This window comes from Bradyrhizobium prioriisuperbiae, from assembly GCF_032397745.1.
GTDB classification, from domain to species: Bacteria; Pseudomonadota; Alphaproteobacteria; order Rhizobiales; family Xanthobacteraceae; genus Bradyrhizobium_A; species Bradyrhizobium_A prioriisuperbiae.
Map to the genome: position 1 here is coordinate 6,780,720 of NZ_CP135921.1, position 19,835 is coordinate 6,800,554.

Consider the following 19,835-nt stretch of genomic DNA (forward strand, 5'->3'; position numbering starts at 1 on the left):
TCATGAGGAGACTTGTATCGCGGTGCGATGCAATAAACGCCAAGCGAAGCGACTCGCTGGTTCACGGCGTCGAACCGAAACAGGTCTTGTTACTCCTGAGATCGGACGATCGGCAGCTAAACGGCAGCCCGAGATCGATCCAGACATCGGCAAGCGCTGCACCGAGTTGGTCGATCATGGGATCGTCATGACAGGGCGTCGGTGTGATACGAAGACGCTCTGTTCCCTCTGGCACCGTCGGATAATTGATGGGCTGGATGTAGATGCCGTGCCGGCTCAGCAGAAGGTCGCTCGCCATCTTGCTTTTTTCCGGATCCCCAATCAGCAGTGGTACGATATGGGTATCGCTCGGCATCACCGGCAGGCCGGCCGAACGAAGCACCGCCTTGACGCGAGCGGCCCGGTTCTGTTGCTGATCTCGCTCCCATGACGAGGCCTTGAGATGACGAATCGCCGCCGTGGCGGCAGCGCATACCGGAGGCGGCAGCGCGCTGGTGAAGATGAAGCCTGGCGCATAGGAGCGGACCGCGTCGACCAGCGCGGTGCTGCCGGCGATGTATCCGCCGAGGCAGCCGAAGGCTTTCGCCAGCGTCCCTTCGATCACGTCGATGCGGTTCATCACGCCCTCGCGAGCGGCGATTCCGGCGCCGCGCGGGCCATACATGCCGACCGCATGAACTTCATCGAGATAGGTCATCGCGCCATAGCGTTCGGCGAGATCGCAGATCTGCCGTATCGGCGCCACGTCGCCATCCATCGAATAAAGGCTTTCGCACGCGATCAGCTTCGGCCGACCAGCGGCGGTAGCTTGCAGCAACCCCTCCAGATGGGCGACATCGTTATGTCGCCAAATCTGCCTTTCAACCCCTGACTGCCTGACACCCTCGATCATCGAATTGTGGTTCATCGCGTCCGACAGGATCAGGCAGTCGGGAAGCAGTTTCGCGATCGTGGCGATCCCGGTCTGGTTCGAAACATAGCCGGAAGTAAACACCAGCGCCGCTGGCTTGCCGTGCAGGTCGGCGAGTTCGGCTTCGAGGTCCACCACGAGATGATGGGTTCCGGAGATGTTGCGAGTTCCGCCGGCGCCGGTACCCATTCTGGTCGCGGCCTCTACCATCGCGCCGATGACCTTCGCATGCTGTCCCATGCCGAGATAGTCGTTGGAGCACCAGACCACCACATCGCGTGGTCCTTGCGGCGCGTGCCAGATCGCGTGTGGGAAACGCCCAGCAATTCGTTCGATATCAGCGAAGACGCGGTAGCGACGCTCGGTCCGCAGCCGGGCGATCGCGCTCAGGAAAAATGCGTCATAGTTCGTGACCATTTCACCTGTGGACACGCCGCTCCATTGCGACAAGCACCATCGTTCACAAGGCGTGGGCGCAGATCGGGCTTGCAGCATCATGGATTGCTCCCTAGCGAAAGCGGGCCATCGTCTCGCGCAATTTGTCAGCGATCATCGATCCGGACGTGTCGGCATCGAAGCCGCGGACGAATTGTCCATTCCGATCCATCAGATAGAGATACGTGCTGTGGTCCATCACGTAGTCGTTCGGGCCGGGACCAGTCCGATGCGGGGTGTAGTAGGCACCGTATTCCTTGGCCGCGCCCGCAATTTGCGACTCGCTGCCAGTCAACCCGATGATTCGCGGATCGAATGATCTGACATAGGCCGCCATCACGTCGGGCGTGTCGCGATCCGGGTCGATGGAGATGAACAGCGGCTGCAGCTGGCTGGCATCGGAACCCAGCTGTTTAAGCGCGTCGGCTATTCCCAGCAGCGTGGTCGGACAGATATTGGGACACGATGTATAACCAAAGAACACCAGCAGCCATTTTCCGCGATAGGTCGCGTCAGATACCGTGGTGCCGTCGGAGGCAGTGAGAGTGAACGGACCGCCGATGGTTACCTTCGTGGCCGGTAGACGCTGCTGGGATAACGCCAGCAGCGCCACGACAACGATTGCCAGCATTTTCAAGGCGTCACGTTGCAAGGCGTCGCCCTCCTGTTCGCTGCCGCAAAGCAACTAACAACAAGATGACAGGTGGAAAACAATATCGCATCGCCTGGTCCGATGGGACCACGGCAAAGCGGTTGTCAAGCAAGCCACCTGTCAAGATTGGCTGATATCCGGGGTGTCCTCTCTCGGCGGTGGGTGCTTTATTATTCACCATTTCCGGAGGTGACACCCATCAGCTTTGCTTAACGCGACGAAAAGCAATCCTGATTTCTAACCGTTCTAAAATTGTGCTCCCGTGCCCACGCTCCAACGATGAGCGAGAACGTTCTCAATGTCTCCGGAGAGAGGCACTTCGCGCAGTTTCCGTTGCACGTGGGAACGTCAGAGAAGGGGAGGTGTCGCCGTGTCCATTCGCCGGGGCCGACTGCCGATTCACGCAACCGCCATCGCCAGCCTTTCGACAGTGATCATCGCCGCAGCGTTGGGGTCATCGGCGCAGGCCTATGACGAGGGGCCTGTCACCGGTGGTGGATCGATTACCGGCAAGGTGACGTTCAGCGGTCCCGCGCCAACACGCAAGGTCATTCCCACCAAGGATGTCGAGGTCTGCGGGGGCGTGCGCGAGGAGCCGCTGGTTCGCGTCGGTCCGGATCAGGGCGTCGAAAGCACGGTCGTCTATCTAGTGGACGTCGCCAAAGGCAAGGCTTGGCCGGCCGCCGGCAAGATGCCGGAACTCGACAACGTCAAATGCGCGTTTTCGCCAGAGGTTCAGGTAATTCGCGCCGGATCGCTGGATGTCGTCAACAACGATCCGGTGCTGCACAACACCCACGGCTACTACGACAAGCGCACCGCCTTCAACCTCGCGCTGCCGAATCAGGGTCAGCGCATTCCGGTCGAACTGAAGCGGCCCGGGACGGTGCGGATCGATTGCGACGCGCATGGTTGGATGGAGGGGTGGGTTTACGTGCTGGACAACCCCTATTACGCCATCACCGGCGCCGACGGCAAATTCACGATTTCCGACGTTCCGCCTGGCAACTACACCCTGGTTGCAGTGCAGTCCTTTACTGGTCCGCTGCAACAGCCGGTGGCTGTCGCCGCCGGCAAACCGACCAACCTGACAATCGAGCTGAAGAAGAAATAGACCCGAACGACCGAAAGGCCCACTCAAATCGACGGCTCGGCGCAACGCGCTGAGCCGCAGTAAATGGAAAGACAACGCCGTGTGAACCATTGGCTTCATTGGGAGGAGGGAGTTCCATGTCTGAACTCGAGAAATCTCGACGCGAGATTGCGACGGTGCTGCAACAGCCCGGATTGCGTCCCGATCCTTCAGTCAAGCTCACCCGGCGCACCTTCGTGCACCGGTCCTGCGTGCTCGGCGCGGCGACGGTCGCGGACACCTTTTCCTGGTGGCCGCTGATCAACACCATTGACGTCGCCCATGCCGCGGATGCGCCGTTCAAATTCGCCTGGATCTCTGACACCCATCTTTACCCTCGCTCGCTCAACACCCGCTTCGTCGACAAGACGGTGCGGGCGGCGAAGGAAGTGCAGGCGATGAACCCGCCGGCCGACTTCCTGATCTTCGGCGGCGATCTTGCCCAGCTCGGCAAGGTCGAGGAGCTTGATCTTGGCGTCGAGCTGCTGAAGGAAATCAAGATCCGCAAGGTGTATATCCCCGGCGAGCACGACTGGTATCTCGACATGGGGAAGAAATGGGGTGAGCTGTTCGGCCAGCCCTATTGGACCTTCGACCACAAGGGGGTGCGTTTCGTCGGCCTCGACACGGTGAGCCGCGCCCCGGACTACTGGTCGATGAAGAAGATGAGCCCCGAGGAGCGCATGGCGCACATGTCGGTGCTCGATGGCACCGTCGCCGGTCCGTGGGCGGGCGTCGGCCGCGATCAGCTCGACTGGCTGCAGAAGACGCTCTCGACCTGGGACAAGGCCAAGCCGGTCATCATCTTCAGCCACAACCCGCTCTACGAATACTATCCGCCGTGGAATTTCTGGGTGCGCGACTGGCGCGACGTCAACGAAGTGCTCAAGCCCTACACCAAGGTGACCAACATCCACGGCCACGTCCATCAGGTGCTGTACAACGAGATCGGCACCATGCGTTCGATCGGAATGCTGGCGACCTCCTGGCCGTGGCCCTACGCGCCGGAGGGCGTGCCGAAACTGACCAAGCCGATGATCCGCGTCGACCCCGGCGATCCGTTCGATGGCGTCGGCTGGAGCGCGCTCGGGATCAATGCCAGGGATACTGTCGAGAACGAATACTACATGTGGGGCCGCAAGGAGGTGTTCGTGCAAACGGACTCCGATTCCTCGCTGAGCCAGCCGCAGATCCTGCGGCCGCGAGTCGCCGATAACCAGTGGCCGTATTGAGGGAGGATGGCCATGAGCAAACAAACGACACGTATCGATCTGTCCCGCGTCGTCGTGATCGGCGCGCTAACGCTGATCGCCTTCGTGGTCGGCCCGGCTGAGGCGCACAAGACGCCGGTCACTGCGCAGCAACTGCAAGCCTATCAGGAAGCGTTCATGGACGAGGTCAAGAAGGGCGACCTGCTGTTCCACGGCGACGACGCCATCGCGAAGCAGATGGGCGTGGTGCTGTCGACGACCGGCATGGCCTGCGCGATGTGTCATCCGATGACTGCCGACACCCACCCGCATTCATATCCCAAGTACCAGGCGCAGATGGGTACCTTCGCAACGCTGCGCGACATGATCAATTGGTGCATCGAGAAACCGAACCAGGGCGAAAAGATCGATCCAGATTCGAAAGCCATGAAGGCGCTGGAAGCCTACATCTACTGGTCCAACACCGGCTCGGTGTTGGTGCCCGGAAAATATTGAGCTGCGTTCGTCGACCTTTTTAAGAAAACTGGCGCGGCCTCACGGTAAGCGGTGAGTTGGCGCGTAAATTGGGGGAGACAGGCCATGGCAGAACCGTCGCATGGCGGGATAGCGAGTGGCGGCGCGGCTGGGGCCGGCGCGTTGCGCGGCAGATTCGCCGGCATCGATCTGGATGATCTGGTCGATTGGCGCGTGGTGCGCACCTGGCTTTATCTCGGCATGGTGTGGCTGATGCTGACCCCGTCGATCGGGGTGATGATTTCGAGCATGTTCAACTATCCCGACTATCTCGGCACGGCGCATCTCGGGCTCACCTTCGGCCGATTGCGACCGGTCCATGTCAACGGTGTCATCTTTGGCGCGTTTTCCACACTGTTCATCGGCCTTTGCTATTATCTGCTGCCGCGGCTGTGCGGCGTGCGCGTGGTTTGGGGGCAGTGGGGCGTTCTGCTCGCCTGGGTCTGGAGCATCGCTCTGCTGGCCGGCCTCATTGGCCTCGTGATCGGCGACAACCATGGTCTGGAAGCCGGCGAACTGCCGCTGTTCGCCGAAATTCCGCTGTTCCTGGTCGTCGCCATCGCCACCGCACAGTTCCTCGTTACCATCGGCCAGCGACTCGAACCGGCGCTCTATGTCGCGCTCTGGTATCTGATCGCCGCCTTTGTTTGGACGACGATGAACCTGGTGCTCGGCAGCTTCATCCTTCCCTACACGATTTCCGGCATCAACAGCGCAGCGTTTCATGGTCTCTACATCCACTACATCGTCGGCCTGTGGCTGACGCCGGCAGGCTACGTGCTGATCTATTATTTCCTGCCGGTTAGCGCCAAGAATCCACTGTTCGCGCACAAGCTGTCGCTGGTCGGCTTCTGGTCGCTGGCGCTGTTCTATCCGTTCGTCGGCATCCACCATTATCTGTACAGCCCGATCGCCGACTGGGCCGAGACGCTGGCGATCATTACGTCGATGCTGCTGATCATCCCGGTCTGGACGGTGCTGGTGAACTTCTTCGGCACCATGACCGGCAAGTGGCATGAGTTCGGCAAGAATCTGCCGGCCAAGTTCCTGATCATGGGATCGCTGATGTATCTCATCGGTTGCTTCCAGGGCTCGACCGAAGCTCTGCGGGCGATCCAGCGGCCGACTCACTTCACCGATTTCGTCATCTCGCATTCGCATCTCACAGTGTTCGGCACCTTCGTGGTCTGGGCGATCGGTGGACTGGTCTATGTCTGGCCGCGCGCCTTCCAGCGCGAACTGTGGTCGTTCCGGCTCGGCAACTGGTCGTTCTGGCTGATCACCGTCGGAATCTCGGTGATGGGACTGGTGCTCACCGCCGGCGGCCTGCAACAAGGCTTCCAGTGGATGAGCGGCGTCGAGTGGCTGGATAGCCTGGTCTGGATGAAGCCATACTGGCTGCTACGCACCATTGCCGGCATCAGCATGGATATCGGCATGTCGCTACTGGTGGTCAATCTGATGCTGACGGCACTGACCAGTCCGGCGAGCGCGGCGCAGGCGCGCCCGCCGCGACCGGAGCCGAACATCGGCCCGATCCCGGTTGCTGCGGAAAGGTCGGTGTGATGAGCGCGCGGTTTGTCGCCCTTGTCGCCGGCGTTGGCTTCTTTTTCCTGGCGCTCATCACCCAAGGCATCTTGCCGTTCGTCGAGCCCTCGGCACGCACCGCCAAAGTCACCGCGGTCGTTCGCACCGATTATGGCCAGCTCAAATGGATGGTGACGGAAGCATCCGATTACACGCCGCTGCAGCAGCGGGGACGACGCATTTATCTGCGCGAAGGTTGCTGGTACTGCCATTCGCAATACGTCCGCCCCGTGACCGGCGAGACGCGACGCTGGGGGCCGGTGACCGAGGCCGGCGAATACGCCTACGACGTTCCGCACCTGTTTGGCACGCGTCGGATCGGGCCGGACCTGATGCGTGTCGGGCTGAAATACAGCGACGAGTGGCATTTCGCGCATTTCTGGGATCCGCGCCAATTGTCACCGGACTCGATCATGGCGCCGTATCGTGGCCTGTTCGATACGCCGAGCCAGGCAATCAAGCTGGTCGCCGATGCCGCCGGCAATCGAACTCTCGAGAACAATCCAATCACCCAGCGTTTCTTCAACTTCGCCGGCAAGGAGCAGATCAAGCTGACACCCAATTCCGACGGTCTGCTGTTCGTTCCGCTGCAAGCCCGCGACAAGGCGCCGGTGATCCTCATTCCGAACAAGGAGTTCGGCGGCGACGGTGTCAAGTTGGCTGGGGAGACAGAGGATCTGCGGGCCCTGGTCGCCTATGTCCAGAAGCTCGGCATGAACCGCGGCAAATGGCGGGACCTGTTCGAGCCGCAGCAACTGGAGGTCATGGACGCGACGCAGCCGCGGTCGAGCGAGTGGATCGGTTACGGCAAGGAAGTCTATGAGCGACGATGTCTCGGTTGCCACGGCGAGAAAGGCGATGGCAACGGTCCGGCGGCCACTTTCCTCAACACCCAGAGACCGCGCAATTTCGCCGCCGGCGTGTTCAAGTTTCATCTGAACAAGGAGCCGGTGCCGTCCGACGGCGATCTGTTGCGCACCATCACACGCGGCGTCCGCGGTACGGCGATGCCGGCCTGGTACGACCTGCCGTTGAATGACCGGCTTGCGGTCGTGCAATACATCAAATACGAACTTGCCGTCGATCGGTCCGATCCGAAGAAGCCGTATGCTTTCTTCACCGAGGAACCGCCGGGCGCGCCGCTCTATATCGGCCGTCCGCCGACGCCGACCCCGGACCTCATCACACAGGGCAAAACCGTGTGGCAGTCCGCCAAATGCTGGGAGTGCCACGGGAATACCGGCAAGGGTGATGGTGAAAAGGCGGCCGGCCTGAAAGACGATCTCGGCTTCCCGATCCGGCCCGCCGATCTCACCGCCGGACAGTTCAAGTCCGGAACCGCCGTCGAAGACACCTTCCGCACCATGACCACCGGGCTTTCCGGCACGCCGATGCCGTCGTATCGCGATGCGCTCCCGGAAACCGATCGCTGGGCGCTGTCCTACTATGTGCTGTCACTGTCGGCGTTCAAGGATCCGCTGACCGGCGAACTGTTGCCGGTCTCGGCCGCGGACCGCACCGCGCTCAATGATCCGAAGCTCGAAGCGGGAACACCGGACAAGGCCTATGTGCCGGGCGGTGGCACCGCGCAACGCGCCGACACAGGCAACAATGCCGCCTTGGCCGATGCCGCGGCAACGGCGCCGGTGAATCAGGAGGCACCGCGATGACCATCTATTTCGAAATCGTCGGACCGTATCTCGCCGCCCTGATGATGAGCTTGGGGGCGTTGAGCATCTTCATCTGGGGGATTTTCTCCGGCGCCTTTAAAGGAGCCGACGAAGCTGCGCTCGATTTTTTTCGAAGGGAGGTCGGCGATGTCGGATCTGCAAAACAGCCCCCCGAATAGCCCGGTCCACCCGGATCTGGACGTGCGCGAAAGTTCGCACCCGGAGATGGAAGACTATGCCGGCGGCTATATCCAGGCCCGGGTCGGCTACATTCCGCTCTGGCTGCTGGCGGTTTACGCCGTGCTGTTCGTCTGGGCGATGTACTACATGGTTCTGTACTGGGGCGGGGTCGGGCCCGGTCGGCCGTAGGGCGGACCGCGGTCTGCGACGGACGACACCAGGCAAGCCACAAGGCAGACGGTCGAGAAAGGAGATGCGGCATGTTGGGAGCCAAGATTGTTCTCGGGGTTGCGGCTTTGAATCTGCTGTTCCTGTTCACAGAACTCACCATCAACGTGCTGCGGATGCATTTCGGTTGATGAGGCGCCGCGGTTGCCTGACGCTATCCGGCGTCAAACGGCGCATGTTATCGAGGAGGTCGCATGCTCGAACACACGGCGTTCTCGCTGGCCGAGGCGGGGCCGATCCAGATCATCGCATTTATCGGCTTCGCGATTGCAACGATCGCTTTCTTCGTTTGGGTCGTCTGGCTGGTGCGCGAGTGAAAGACCCGCGCCGGCTGCGGCGGGTGATTGACCGATGGCATATCTGGTGATCTTTGCGGCGGGGTTTGCCGGCAGCTTCCACTGCATCGGCATGTGCGGCGGTTTTGCCTGCGCGCTCGGCCGCGATCCGCAGGCGCGGATGTCGACCACGCTGCGGCACCTGCTCTATAACACCGGGCGGCTGACCACCTATGGCTTTCTCGGCGCGCTCGCCGGTGCGGCGGGCCAGGTGATCTGTACGACGCAGGGCACGATCGTTTCAATTCTCGGTGAGCCGCTCGACCTTGGTCAGCGGCTGCTGGCGATCGTTGCCGGACTGCTGATGATCGCGATGGCGCTGCGTTTCTTCGGCTGGCTGCCCGGCCTGCATCGCGTCGGCACCGGCTTTGCCGGCGGGGCGCTTGCGGCATCGCTGCGCAGCCTGCAGGCCGCGCCCGGACCAGGGGCGCCCTTGGCGCTCGGCATTTTCAACGGTTTTCTGCCATGCCCGCTGGTCTATGCGTTCGCTGCGCAGGCGGCGAGCACCGCCGCACCGCTGCCCGGCTTTCTCACCATGGCCGCGTTCGGCCTCGGCACCTTTCCGGCGATGCTGATGATGGGCGGCGTCGGGCGCCTGTTGGCGCCGTCGCTGCGGCAGCGCGGCGTCGTGATCGCCGGCAGCGCCATTCTGCTGCTCGGCCTGATCACACTTGGCCGCGGCGTGCTGCCATTGGCCGCGCACATGGCCGAGAGCTGGCATGGCGGACATCCAGTATGACCGACGCAAACAGCACACTGTGCCTGCATTGTCTGCTCCCGGTCGGGCGGCGGGCGATGCGTCGCAGCGTGCAGGGCGAAGACTGCACGTTCTGCTGTTATGGCTGCTGCATCGCCTATCAGGTCAGGGGCGGCAGCCGCGAGGAACACGACGCTGCCTGGCTGCTGGTGCGGCTCGGCGCCGGTGGATTCCTGTCGATGAACATCATGCTGTTCAGCCTGCTGCTGTATACCGACGACTTCGCCGGTGCGGACGCCGCGGTGCTACCATGGATTCATCTGCTGTTGTGGCTGTTCGCGACACCGGCCGTGGTCATTCTCGGCGAGCCGTTCGCGCGCGAGGCCTGGGAGCACGCACGGCAGGGCCGGTGGAGCGCGTCGACGCTGATCGTGCTGGGCGTCGGCGCTGCCTATGCCTATTCGGCGTTCGCCACGGTCGAGGGGAGCCGGCAGGTCTATTTCGACACCGCCTGCATGGTGCTGATGCTGTTCACGGTCGGCTATTATCTCGATGCCGCGGGCCGGGCGCGGGCCGCGCGCGACCTGGCGCCGCTGCTGGCGGCGGAAAGCGAAATGGCCATCGTGGTCGAGGGCGATGCCGAGCAACGCCGGTCGGTGCGCGAGGTTACGTCCGGCATGCTGCTGCGGGTGCGGCCCGGCGAGCGGATTCCCGTCGATGGCACCGTTGTCGAAGGCCGTTCGCACGCCGACGAAGCGGTGATCACCGGCGAATGCCGCGCGATCGAAAAAGGCCCCGATTCCTCTGTGATCGCCGGCAGCATCAATCTCGATGGTCCGCTCCTGATCCGCAGCAGCGGCGCCGGCAACGCCACGCGTTGGGCTCAGATCTGCCGCTCGGTGCGCGAGGCGCTGCTGCGCCGCAGCCCGAGCCAGCGCCTGGCCGATCGCATTGTCGGCGTGTTCGTGCCGGTCGTACTGCTGCTGGGGCTTGTGACCGCGGCGGTCTGGTCGCGGCATGTGCCGTTCGACAAAGCGCTGCTGACCGGCCTCGCGGTGCTGGTGGTGGCCTGTCCCTGCGCGGTTGGCCTCGCGGCGCCGATGGCGACGTCGCTCGGCATCGGCCGACTGGCGCGACACGGGTGCCTGGTGCGCGATCCAGCCGCGCTCGAGGCTTTGGCGCGCACGCGCCTGATTGCCTTTGACAAAACCGGGACGCTGACCTCAGGTCGGGCGCGGATTATCGCGATCGACAGCCCCAACGTCGATCCCGACGACGTGCTGGCGCGCGCCGCGGGGCTGGAGCGGCATTCCGAGCATGGCCTCGGTCGCGCGGTGGCGTTGACGGCGACCGCGCGCGGACTTGTTCCGATCGCAACCCAGGATGTCCGCGTCGTGCCCGGCCGCGGCATCACCGGCAACGCGGGCGGCGAGGCGGTTGCGGCCGGCAATGGCGAACTGATGCGTGGACTCGGCTGGGCATTGGCGCCGGATCTCGCAGCGCTGGCACAAGTGCACGAGACGCGGGGGCATTCGCGGGTCTATGTCGGCTGGGGCGGGGTCGTGCATGCGGTGCTGGCGCTCGACGATACGCCGCTGCCGGACGCGCGCGCCACCGTCGACGCGCTGCATCGGCGCGGCCTGCACGCGATGTTGTTGACTGGAGATTCGCCGGCCGCGGCGCGGCGGATCGCTTCGATCGTCGGCATCGCCGAGATCGAGGCTGGCCTCTCTCCCGAGGCGAAACGCGCGGCGCTCGATCGGCGTCGCCGGGAGGGCCTCGTTGCGATGGTCGGCGACGGCCTCAATGACGGACCGGTGCTGGCGACCGCCGATGTCGGCATCGCCGTTGGCTCGGCGACCGATCTCGCCCGCGAGACCGCCGCGCTGGTGTTGCCGCCGGACGGGCTGTGGCTGCTGCCCTATGCGGTCGATGTGGCCCGCTCCGTCCGCACCACCATTCTCAGCAATCTGGCGTGGGCGTTCGGCTACAATTTCGTGGCCATTGGTCTTGCGACAGCCGGCCTGCTGCAGCCGGTGCTGGCCGCCGCGGTAATGGCCGGATCGAGCTTGCTGGTGGTGCTGAATTCGTTACGGCTCGAGCGCTTGCCCGATCCGTCGGCCGACGTCGAAACCGCAATAGCCCCGGGCCCTGCCGCAGTACCGTCCCTTGATGCGAATACCGCAGCCCGCTGGATCAGCCAAACACGTCTTTCGTAAACGTCTCGTACCAATCATCCGCCTCCCGCGCGAGGCTGCGACGCGTCTCGGCGGTATCCTCGAGGCGACTGATCTTGCTGCGGATAGTCTTGATCCGGCCCGCCACGGGTTCGAATTCGGAGGCGTTGCGCCATGCATCGTCGGCCGCCAAATGCGCATAACACGTATTGACGAGATGCGGCGTCGATAGCGTCTTGCCGGCCATCGCCGCGGCAATGGCGGCAGCGCAGGCCTTGGCCTGGCTGTTGGCAGCGAACGCCGTTTTGGGCATGTCGCCGCCGATGATGGCGTCGCCGATCAGATGAATGTCCGGCTGTATCAGCGACTCGAACGTCAGAGGGTCGACCGGACACCATGACGACGTATCGGCGAGGCCGGTCTGCCGCGCGAGATCGCCCGCGCTGTGCGCCGGGATGACATTGGCGACCGCGGCTTTGAAGCTATCGTTCTCGATGTGCAACGTGAGTGTACCGGCTTCGACCGCCTTGATGCCACCGGTGAACTGCGCCGGCAGCCACTCGATCATGTCCGGATAATAACGATTCCAGGCATCCTGGAATAAATTCTGTCCGACGAAGGTATCCTTCGCGTCGAGCACGATGATCTTCGACCGCGGCTTGTGCAGCTTGAAATACGCGGCGATCAGCGACACTCGCTCATACGGAGCAGGCGGGCAGGGGAACGGATCCGGCGGTGCGACCATGACGAACAGGCCACCATCCGCCATGCTCTCCAGTTGCCGGCGCAGCGTCAGCGTCTGTTCGCCGGCCTTCCAGGCATGCGGCATCACCTGCATCGCTGCCTTGTCATAGCCGTCAATCACACCATCGCGGATTGTCGACCCCGGCGCCAATACCAGACGATCATAGGACAGCGTCACACCGCCATCGAGCCTGACCGTTCGAGTGGCCGGATCGATCGTGGTCGCCGTGTCATGGATCATGGTGACGCCGGGTTGCCGCGCCAGCACATCGTAGGCGTGGGTGAGCTGCTCAAATGTCCGCAGGCCGGCAAGATAATGACTGCTGAGGAAGCAGGTCGTGTAGGCGCGCTTCGGCTCGATCACGGTGATGTCGAACAGAGCGCTGCCGGCGAGATATCCGGCCACGGATGCGCCGCCGGCGCCACCGCCGACCACCAGCACCTTGGCGCGGCTCTGGTTTCGCGCCAGATTCGGCGCGAACAGCGTCACAGCCGCGGCTCCGGCCAGCAGGCCGGTTTGCCGCCGCGTCCAATCGGTGAACAAACGCGCCATCGTCAGGCGACAAGCAGCGTATGGTTCAGCGCATAAACCGCGCCGCCGTCCTCGGTCCAGATGAAATCCAGCCGGCCGCTCGCTGTCGCGCGCAACGAGAATACGATGAACGGATTGGCAGCTACCGCCTCGTGGAGATCTGCCTGAAAAACCACTTCGTCGTTGTAGCGGCAGGTGAACCGGTTGATGATCTTGCGCGGAATCACCTCGCCATTGCTGTCGTGGCGCAGGCCGGTTTCCATGGGGTGATCGATCAGGGTCTTGATCTCGATCACCTCGCCGTGCGCCACGGTGCGCGGCACCTGGACCCGGGGGCTTGGTGTGGTCATAGCCGCCTCCTCATGCCGCTCTAATTGCAGCCATTGGTCGCCACCTCGACGAACACCCGCGTCATCAACAGCGCGCCGTCGTTCATTTCGGCAACCACCAGCACATCCTGCGGCTCGGCGAGGCGGATGCGGGTCGACACCACCGGCTCGCTGCGCCCCGGCACGAAGTGGAAGGTTGCGACCGGATTGATCGGGTTGCGCGGCGCCAGCACCTGCACCTGCCGGACATGATCGGCCTCACTCATGTCGCTGTCGATCCGCAGCATGAGCGGCACGATATAGCCGTTCGGGAAGTGCGCCGGCATCGCCAGATGCAGGCGCGGCGACAGCGCCGCGTCTTTTCCGGTCAGCCGCCGCACCTGCGCGATGGCATCGGCATCGCCGGCGGCGTCGGGCGCGGCAGCCATGGCAACGCTGGCGCCACCGGCAACCGCGGCGGCGAGGATGCTCCGGCGAGTAACGTTGTGCGCCGCGGCCTCATTGGCCATACGTATCTCCGTCGCTCAGAAATCCATGACTGCTCTAAAAATCCATCCTTTAAAAATCCATGTCGCCGCCATGGTGGTCATGGTCGTGACCGGGCAGGGGCGGCGGGGTCGGCTTCAGCGGTTCGGCAACCATGGCTTCGGTCGTCACCAGAAGCCCGGCGATCGAGGCTGCGCCCTGGAGTGCGGTGCGCACGACCTTGACCGGGTCGATGATGCCCTTGGCGATCAGGTCGCCATACTCGCCGGACTGCGCGTCGTAGCCGAAGGCATAGGTCTCGTTGTCGAGGATCCGGCCGACCACCACCGAGCCGTCGAGCCCGGCATTGATGGCGATTTGCCGCGCCGGCATCGACAGCGCCCGGCGGACGATATCTATCCCGCTGTTCTGGTCGTCATTGGCGACGCGTCGCCGCTTCAGGGCCTCGCCGGCACGCAGCAAGGCGACGCCGCCGCCGGGCAGGACGCCTTCCTCGATCGCGGCTCTTGTCGCGTGCATGGCGTCGTCGATGCGGTCCCTGCGCTCCTTGACTTCGAGTTCGGAGGCGCCACCGGCACGGATCACCGCGACGCCGCCGGCGAGCTTGGCGACGCGCTCCTGCAACTTCTCGCGATCGAAGTCCGACGTGGTATCGTCGATCTGGCTCTTGATCCGCTCAGCACGGGCGGCGATCTCGGCCGGCTTGCCGGCGCCCTTGACGATGGTGGTGTTGGACTTGTCGATGATCACCTTCTTGGCGCGGCCGAGCATGTCCAGGGTCACGTTTTCCAGCTTCACCCCGAGATCCCCGGAAATCGCCGTGCCGCCGGTCAATACGGCGATATCCTCGAGGATCGCCTTGCGGCGCTCGCCAAACGCCGGCGCCTTGACCGCCGCGATCTTCAGGCCGCCGCGCATCCGGTTGACCACCAGGGTGGCCAGCGCCTCGCCCTCGATCTCCTCGGCGATGATCAGCAGCGGCTCGCCGGTCTTCATCGCCGCTTCCAGCAGCGGCAGCAGGTCCTGCAGCGTCGACAGCTTGCTGTCATAGATCAAGATGTAGGGGTTCTTCATCTCGACCCGCATCTTCTGCGTGTCGGTAACGAAATAGGGCGACAGGTAGCCGCGATCGAACTGCATGCCTTCGACGACTTCGAGTTCGGTCTGCAGCGAGGTCGCTTCCTCGACGGTGATGATGCCGTTGCGGCCAACCTTCTGCATCGCGTCCGCAAGCATTCGGCCGATTTGATGCTCTCCGTTGGCGGATATGGTGCCAACCTGCGCGATCTCTTCATCGGCGATGATCGTCCTGGCGTGGCCCTTGAGATCATCGATCACGGTGTCGATCGCGATGTCGATGCCGCGCTTCAAGTCCATCGGGTTCAGGCCGGCGGCGACCGCCTTGGTGCCTTCGCGGGCGATCGCCGCCGCCAGCACGATCGCGGTCGTCGTGCCGTCGCCGGCAGCGTAGGACGTCTTCGATGCCACTTCGCGCACCATCTGCGCGCCCATGTTCTCGAAACTGTTCTCGAGTTCGATCTCTTTGGCGACCGTCACCCCATCCTTGGTGATGCGCGGCGCGCCGAAAGAGCGCTCAATCAGGACATTGCGGCCGCGGGGCCCGAGCGTGACGCGGACCGCGTCGGAGAGGACGCCCACCCCACGCAGCATCCGACTGCGCGCCTCGACCGAGAATTTAACTTCTCTGGCAGACATCGATTCCTCCCGTAAACAGGCCTTCGACGCCATTTTTGCCGTCACCCCGGCGGCCGCGATCGCGGCACCAGATGCGCGGATTTTTTGTTGACTAAGTGTACCGCGCAACGGCGGAGAGGGCCAGAACAATGCGGTCAAATGGGCGCTTTTCAGCTCGTCACGGCCAGTCGGTTCCCCATACCCTGCCAGTGGTGAGCATCATGCACGGTGAGCATCGATCGAGGTAACCGATGGCGGCCGTCTCGTTCTGGTCGCCCGGCGGCGGAAGTCCCATAGCCGGCGCGGTCAAGTTCTAGGCTCATTCACAGGAAAAACGACCTCAGTTCGGCAATCGTCTCCTCGGGACGCTCTGAGAGTCCATCTCCCGGGTTGTGGCATCCGTCCAGGGCTGTCACTACAATCGCGCGATGGATACGATCTGGCTCGAAGACTTCCTGGCGGTTCTGGATGAAGGCGGATTTTCCCGGGCCGCGGACCGCCGTGCGGTCAGCCAGCCCGCTTTCAGCCGGCGGATTCGCGCACTGGAAGACTGGGTCGGCACCTCGCTGTTCGATCGCAACACGCACTCCGTCCGCCTGACTGCCGCAGGCGAGCGTTTTCGGCCCGTGGCCGAGGAGATGTTGCGGCGCCTGCAGGCGGGACGACAGGACGCGCTGGGAGCCGCGCAAGCCGCCTCGGAAACGCTCCGGTTCGCAGCAACCCATGTCCTGTCGCTGACATTTTTCCCGGCGTGGTTGCGCCTGCTGGAGGCGGCCGCGCCGATGACGTCCACGGTGCAACTCACCGCCGACAACATGGTGGCGTGCGAAAAGATCATGCTGGAGGGGCGAGCCCAGTTTCTGCTCTGCCACCATCATCCCGCAGCAACCAATCGCCTGACGAGCGATGCATTCGTCTCGATCGCGCTCGGGAACGACGTTCTGATTTCGGTCACGGCACCCGCGCGGTGCGGCAAACCGGCGATGGACGGACCACTGCTCGCCTATACGTCGGAATCCGGCATGGGCCGCATCCTTGTTGCGGCCTGGGCGGCTGCGGGCAAGACCGTGCCGGCGGAGCCGGTGTTCTCGTCGCATCTCGCCAGCGTTCTTGCGGCGATGGCGCGGGAAGGGCGCGGCATCGCGTGGGCGCCGCACAGCCTGATCCGCGATGACCTCGAGACCGGACGGCTGGTGCGGGTCGGCAACCAATCCGACGACGTGCCGATGGAGATCCGGCTGTTTCGTCCCAAGCCGCGTCAAAGCCCGGCCGCGGAAGCGCTCTGGCAACGCGCGGTCAAGCTGCGAGCCGATCTACCGGAAAAATGACACCAGCTCCGCGATGGTCTCCTGGGGACGCTCTTCCTGCAGGGTGTGGCCGCAGTCGAACGCTCGTCCCGACACATCGGTTGCCTTCTCCCGCCAGGTCCCCAGCACGTCGTAAAGCGCACCGACCGTGCCGAGCTTGCCCCAGATCGCCAGCAGCGGCGCGGTGATGCGTTTGTTCGCGTCCAACGCATCATGATCGAGGTCAATCGTTGCCGCCGCGCGATAGTCCTCGCAGATGGCGTGGCGTGTCGCCGGGTCGTTGTAGCAGCGCAGATATTCCGCGAACGCGGCCGGCTCGGTCGCGCCTGGCGTCTTGACCTGGCCGTCGATGTGCTTGCGCAGGAACATCTCCGGATCGGCACCGATCATGCGCTCGGGCAGCGGCGCAGGCTGGATGAGGAAGAACCACCAGAAATAGCGGGTGGCGAACTCCTTGTTGGTCCGCGCATACATGGTTGCCGTCGGTGCGATGTCAATTACTGCGATGCGCGACACCGCGTCGGGATGGTCGAGCGCCATGCGGTGCGCCACGCGCCCGCCGCGATCATGGCCGGCGACACCGAAACGCGGATGGCCAAGCCCGCGCATCAGCGCGACCTGGTCCTGCGCCATGCTGCGCTTGGAATAGGCGATGTGCCGTTCGCCGCCCTCCGGCTTGCTGCTGTCGCCATAGCCACGCAGATCGGCTGCAACGATGGTGAAATGTTCGGCGAGGCGAGGGGCGACTTTGCGCCAGGTCACGTGGGTTTGCGGGTGGCCATGCAACAGCAGCAGCAGCGGCCCCTTGCCGCCGATCGCCGCACGGATGGTGATCCCGTTGCCCAGGGACGCGTCGATCAGCCTGAAGCCCTCCAGGAGTGGAGCTGCGCCCAGTTCCGTGATGGCGATCTCTGGTGAAGACGGCGCTTGCTCAGCCATTTATGCCAACCATGGATTTTGTCTCAGATGGGTTTGCTCGAACGACAGTATCTCCTCACGGTGTTTCAGTGTTGAGCCGATCGCATCGAGGCCGAGGACGAGAGCTTCCTTTTGCCCCGGATCAACAGCGAAAGGAAAGCTCTGCCCGTCGGATGTAACAATGCTTTGCCCGGGCAGGTCCACGGCCAGCACGGCTGTGGCGGGATCGGTCGCAAGCCTGCTCAGGTAGGTGACGACCTCCGCATCGAGCGTCACGGCCAGAAGGCCGTTGCGCACGCAATTGTCAAAGAAGATTCCGGCAAAACTGGTTCCGATCAGCCCACGAATTCCGAGTTGGCCAAGGCCCCAGACCGCATGCTCGCGGCTCGATCCGCAGCCGAAATTCGGACCAACCACGAGAAATTTTGCGTCACGCCAACCGGCCCGATTGAGCACGAAGTCCGGACGCTCACCACCGGTCGGATCAAACCGCAGGCCGTGGAATGTTCCATCACGGAGTCCGCCGCGGTCGACGCCCTTGAGAAACTGCTTGGGCATGATCACGTCGGTGTCGATATTGGCAGATGGCATCGGCGCCGCCACGCCGGTCACGGTCGAGAACGGCTGCATCATTGAACTCCCGGATCACGGCGGGGATCGGCGAGCCGGCCGTGGATCGCCGCCGCGGCCACCATGGCCGGGCTCATCAGATGGGTGCGGCCTCCCGCGCCCTGGCGTCCTTCAAAATTTCGGTTGGTGCTGGAGGCGCAGCGTTCGCCCGGGCGCAGTACATCGTCGTTCATCGCCAGGCACATGGAACATCCCGATTGCAGCCACTCGAACCCGGCCGTGAGAAAGATCCGGTCCAGCCCTTCGGCTTCAGCGACACGCCGCACGCTGCTCGACCCCGGCACCACCATGGCGCGCACGCCCGGCGCGACATGCCGGCCGCGGGCGACCGCCGCGGCCGCGCGCAGATCCTCGATGCGCGCATTGGTGCATGAGCCGATAAAGGCCCGCTCGATGGTGATGTCGGTCAAACGCGTTCCTGGTTTGAGATCCATGTAGGTCAGCGCGCGCTCCATGTCCCGTCGCCGCGCCAGGTCCGGCTCCTGAATCGGATCCGGAACGACACTTCCGATCGGCGCGGCCTGGTCGGGGCTGGTGCCCCAGGTCACCATCGGCTCGATCTCGCGGGCGGAGAGGATGATATCCCGATCGAACACCGCGTCGGGATCGCTGTGCAACGTGCGCCAGCTTGCGACAGCGCGATCCCAGAGCTCGCCCTTGGGAGCACGCGGCCGATCGCGCAGATAATCGAACACGGTCTGATCCGGTGCCATGATGGCGCCGCGCGCACCGCATTCGACCGCCATGTTGCAGATGGTCATCCGCCCTTCCACACTCAGTGCGGTAATGGTGGCTCCGGTGAATTCGATCGCATAACCGGTTGCCCCTGCGGCGCCGATGGTGCGGATCAGCGCCATCACGATGTCCTTGGCGCTGACGCCGGGGGCCAGATTGCCGTCGACCGAGACACGCATGGTCCGCAGCCGCCGATAGACCAGCGTCTGGGTCGCCAGATAGTGTTCGATGTCCGAGGTGCCGATGCCAAAGCCCAGCGCGCCGAACGCGCCATAGGTCGTCGTATGGCTGTCGCCGGCCGCGACCACCATGCCGGGCAGCACGAGGCCAATCTCCGGCATCACCACATGTTCGATGCCCTGCAGGCGATGCAGCACATCGAACAGCTCGACGCCGAAGTCCCGGCAATTGTCGGCAAAATACGCCACCTGGCGCGCGCCGCAGGGGTCGGGCATCTCGGCGGTGCGATGCACAGCGGTCGGGTTGACATGATCGACCGTGCCGAGCGCCGCACGCGGTCGCCATACCGCGCGGCCGGCGTCACGCAGTCCGGTAAACGCCTGGGGGCTGGTGTATTCGTTCAGGACCGTGCGATCGACATAAAGCAGCAACTGCCGGCCATCTGGATCAAAGCTGTGAACCGTATGGCTGTCGACCAGCTTGTCGTAGAGGGTTTGGCGCATCGCCTCGAAATCTCCGCACGGTGATGTCCCCGCGTTATCGATCCGTTGC

General features: G+C 63.7%; 20 protein-coding genes. 11 read left to right on the forward strand and 9 right to left on the reverse strand.

What is annotated here, in order from left to right; genetic code table 11:
- Window positions 1–61 precede the first annotated feature (61 nt).
- Both hemA and RS897_RS32000 read right to left on the reverse strand, forming a co-directional pair.
- Window positions 62–1,327, reverse strand: a complete 1,266-nt coding sequence (gene hemA, locus RS897_RS31995; RefSeq protein ID WP_315838810.1) for a 5-aminolevulinate synthase — start codon at window positions 1,325–1,327, stop codon at window positions 62–64.
- Window positions 1,328–1,418: 91 nt separating this feature from the next.
- Window positions 1,419–2,030: an SCO family protein gene (locus RS897_RS32000; RefSeq protein ID WP_315832678.1), complete on the reverse strand. Its 612-nt coding sequence runs from the start codon at window positions 2,028–2,030 to the stop codon at window positions 1,419–1,421.
- A 337-nt stretch (window positions 2,031–2,367) separates the two neighbouring features.
- Here RS897_RS32000 and RS897_RS32005 point away from each other — a divergent pair, with 337 nt between their 5' ends.
- The 10 genes from RS897_RS32005 to RS897_RS32050 all read left to right on the forward strand — a co-directional run bounded on the left by RS897_RS32005 (window position 2,368) and on the right by RS897_RS32050 (window position 11,769).
- The gene (locus RS897_RS32005; protein WP_407654356.1) at window positions 2,368–3,111 is read left to right on the forward strand and encodes a carboxypeptidase regulatory-like domain-containing protein; all 744 of its coding nucleotides are present in this window, start codon (window positions 2,368–2,370) and stop codon (window positions 3,109–3,111) included.
- Between the two features lie 116 nt (window positions 3,112–3,227).
- The gene (locus RS897_RS32010) at window positions 3,228–4,361 is read left to right on the forward strand and encodes a metallophosphoesterase family protein (protein WP_315832679.1); all 1,134 of its coding nucleotides are present in this window, start codon (window positions 3,228–3,230) and stop codon (window positions 4,359–4,361) included.
- Between the two features lie 12 nt (window positions 4,362–4,373).
- Window positions 4,374–4,835 carry a c-type cytochrome gene (locus tag RS897_RS32015; protein ID WP_315832680.1) on the forward strand — a complete coding sequence of 154 codons (462 nt, stop codon included), beginning with the start codon at window positions 4,374–4,376 and terminating at the stop codon, window positions 4,833–4,835.
- Window positions 4,836–4,919: 84 nt separating this feature from the next.
- The gene (locus RS897_RS32020) at window positions 4,920–6,419 is read left to right on the forward strand and encodes a cbb3-type cytochrome c oxidase subunit I (RefSeq protein WP_315832681.1); all 1,500 of its coding nucleotides are present in this window, start codon (window positions 4,920–4,922) and stop codon (window positions 6,417–6,419) included.
- Window positions 6,419–8,110 carry a cbb3-type cytochrome c oxidase subunit II gene (locus RS897_RS32025; RefSeq protein ID WP_315832682.1) on the forward strand — a complete coding sequence of 564 codons (1,692 nt, stop codon included), beginning with the start codon at window positions 6,419–6,421 and terminating at the stop codon, window positions 8,108–8,110. The genes RS897_RS32020 and RS897_RS32025 overlap by 1 nt, the downstream gene beginning before the upstream one ends.
- Window positions 8,107–8,289, forward strand: coding sequence for a hypothetical protein (locus RS897_RS32030; RefSeq protein WP_315832683.1), 183 nt, complete (start codon window positions 8,107–8,109; stop codon window positions 8,287–8,289). Before RS897_RS32025 ends, RS897_RS32030 begins: the two co-directional genes overlap by 4 nt.
- A gap of 22 nt (window positions 8,290–8,311) precedes the next feature.
- Window positions 8,312–8,479 (forward strand): hypothetical protein, encoded by a 168-nt coding sequence (locus tag RS897_RS32035; RefSeq protein WP_315832684.1) that lies wholly within the window; start codon window positions 8,312–8,314, stop codon window positions 8,477–8,479.
- 233 nt (window positions 8,480–8,712) lie between these two features.
- Window positions 8,713–8,835, forward strand: a complete 123-nt coding sequence (locus tag RS897_RS32040) for a hypothetical protein (RefSeq protein WP_315832685.1) — start codon at window positions 8,713–8,715, stop codon at window positions 8,833–8,835.
- 34 nt (window positions 8,836–8,869) lie between these two features.
- Entirely contained in the window at window positions 8,870–9,592 is a 723-nt protein-coding gene (locus RS897_RS32045) for a sulfite exporter TauE/SafE family protein (RefSeq protein WP_315832686.1), read from the forward strand.
- Complete coding sequence (locus tag RS897_RS32050; protein WP_315832687.1) at window positions 9,589–11,769, forward strand: heavy metal translocating P-type ATPase; 2,181 nt, start codon at window positions 9,589–9,591, stop codon at window positions 11,767–11,769. Before RS897_RS32045 ends, RS897_RS32050 begins: the two co-directional genes overlap by 4 nt.
- On the opposite strand, the gene RS897_RS32055 is transcribed toward RS897_RS32050, so the two are convergent.
- The 4 genes from RS897_RS32055 to groL are packed head-to-tail and all read right to left on the reverse strand — an operon-like array spanning window position 11,747 to window position 15,534.
- Entirely contained in the window at window positions 11,747–13,015 is a 1,269-nt protein-coding gene (locus tag RS897_RS32055; RefSeq protein WP_315832688.1) for an FAD-dependent oxidoreductase, read from the reverse strand. The two genes, RS897_RS32050 and RS897_RS32055, sit on opposite strands and share 23 nt — an antisense overlap.
- Before the next feature lie 11 nt (window positions 13,016–13,026).
- On the reverse strand, window positions 13,027–13,353 hold the full coding sequence (soxZ, locus tag RS897_RS32060; RefSeq protein WP_315832689.1) for a thiosulfate oxidation carrier complex protein SoxZ: 327 nt from the start codon (window positions 13,351–13,353) through the stop codon (window positions 13,027–13,029).
- Window positions 13,354–13,373: 20 nt separating this feature from the next.
- The gene (locus RS897_RS32065; protein ID WP_315832690.1) at window positions 13,374–13,841 is read right to left on the reverse strand and encodes a thiosulfate oxidation carrier protein SoxY; all 468 of its coding nucleotides are present in this window, start codon (window positions 13,839–13,841) and stop codon (window positions 13,374–13,376) included.
- Between the two features lie 49 nt (window positions 13,842–13,890).
- The gene (groL, locus tag RS897_RS32070) at window positions 13,891–15,534 is read right to left on the reverse strand and encodes a chaperonin GroEL (protein WP_315838812.1); all 1,644 of its coding nucleotides are present in this window, start codon (window positions 15,532–15,534) and stop codon (window positions 13,891–13,893) included.
- Window positions 15,535–15,941: 407 nt separating this feature from the next.
- Here groL and RS897_RS32075 point away from each other — a divergent pair, with 407 nt between their 5' ends.
- Complete coding sequence (locus RS897_RS32075; RefSeq protein WP_315832691.1) at window positions 15,942–16,841, forward strand: LysR family transcriptional regulator; 900 nt, start codon at window positions 15,942–15,944, stop codon at window positions 16,839–16,841.
- Here RS897_RS32075 and RS897_RS32080 read toward each other — a convergent pair.
- From RS897_RS32080 to leuC, 3 genes are read right to left on the reverse strand one after another with little or no spacing between them, the layout of a single operon-like run.
- Entirely contained in the window at window positions 16,827–17,759 is a 933-nt protein-coding gene (locus RS897_RS32080) for an alpha/beta fold hydrolase (protein WP_315832692.1), read from the reverse strand. The genes RS897_RS32075 and RS897_RS32080 overlap by 15 nt on opposite strands.
- Window positions 17,760–18,371, reverse strand: a complete 612-nt coding sequence (gene leuD / locus RS897_RS32085; RefSeq protein WP_315832693.1) for a 3-isopropylmalate dehydratase small subunit — start codon at window positions 18,369–18,371, stop codon at window positions 17,760–17,762.
- A complete protein-coding gene (gene leuC / locus RS897_RS32090) occupies window positions 18,368–19,786 on the reverse strand; it encodes a 3-isopropylmalate dehydratase large subunit (protein ID WP_315832694.1) in 1,419 nt (472 codons plus the stop codon). Before leuC ends, leuD begins: the two co-directional genes overlap by 4 nt.
- Window positions 19,787–19,835: the final 49 nt, after the last annotated feature.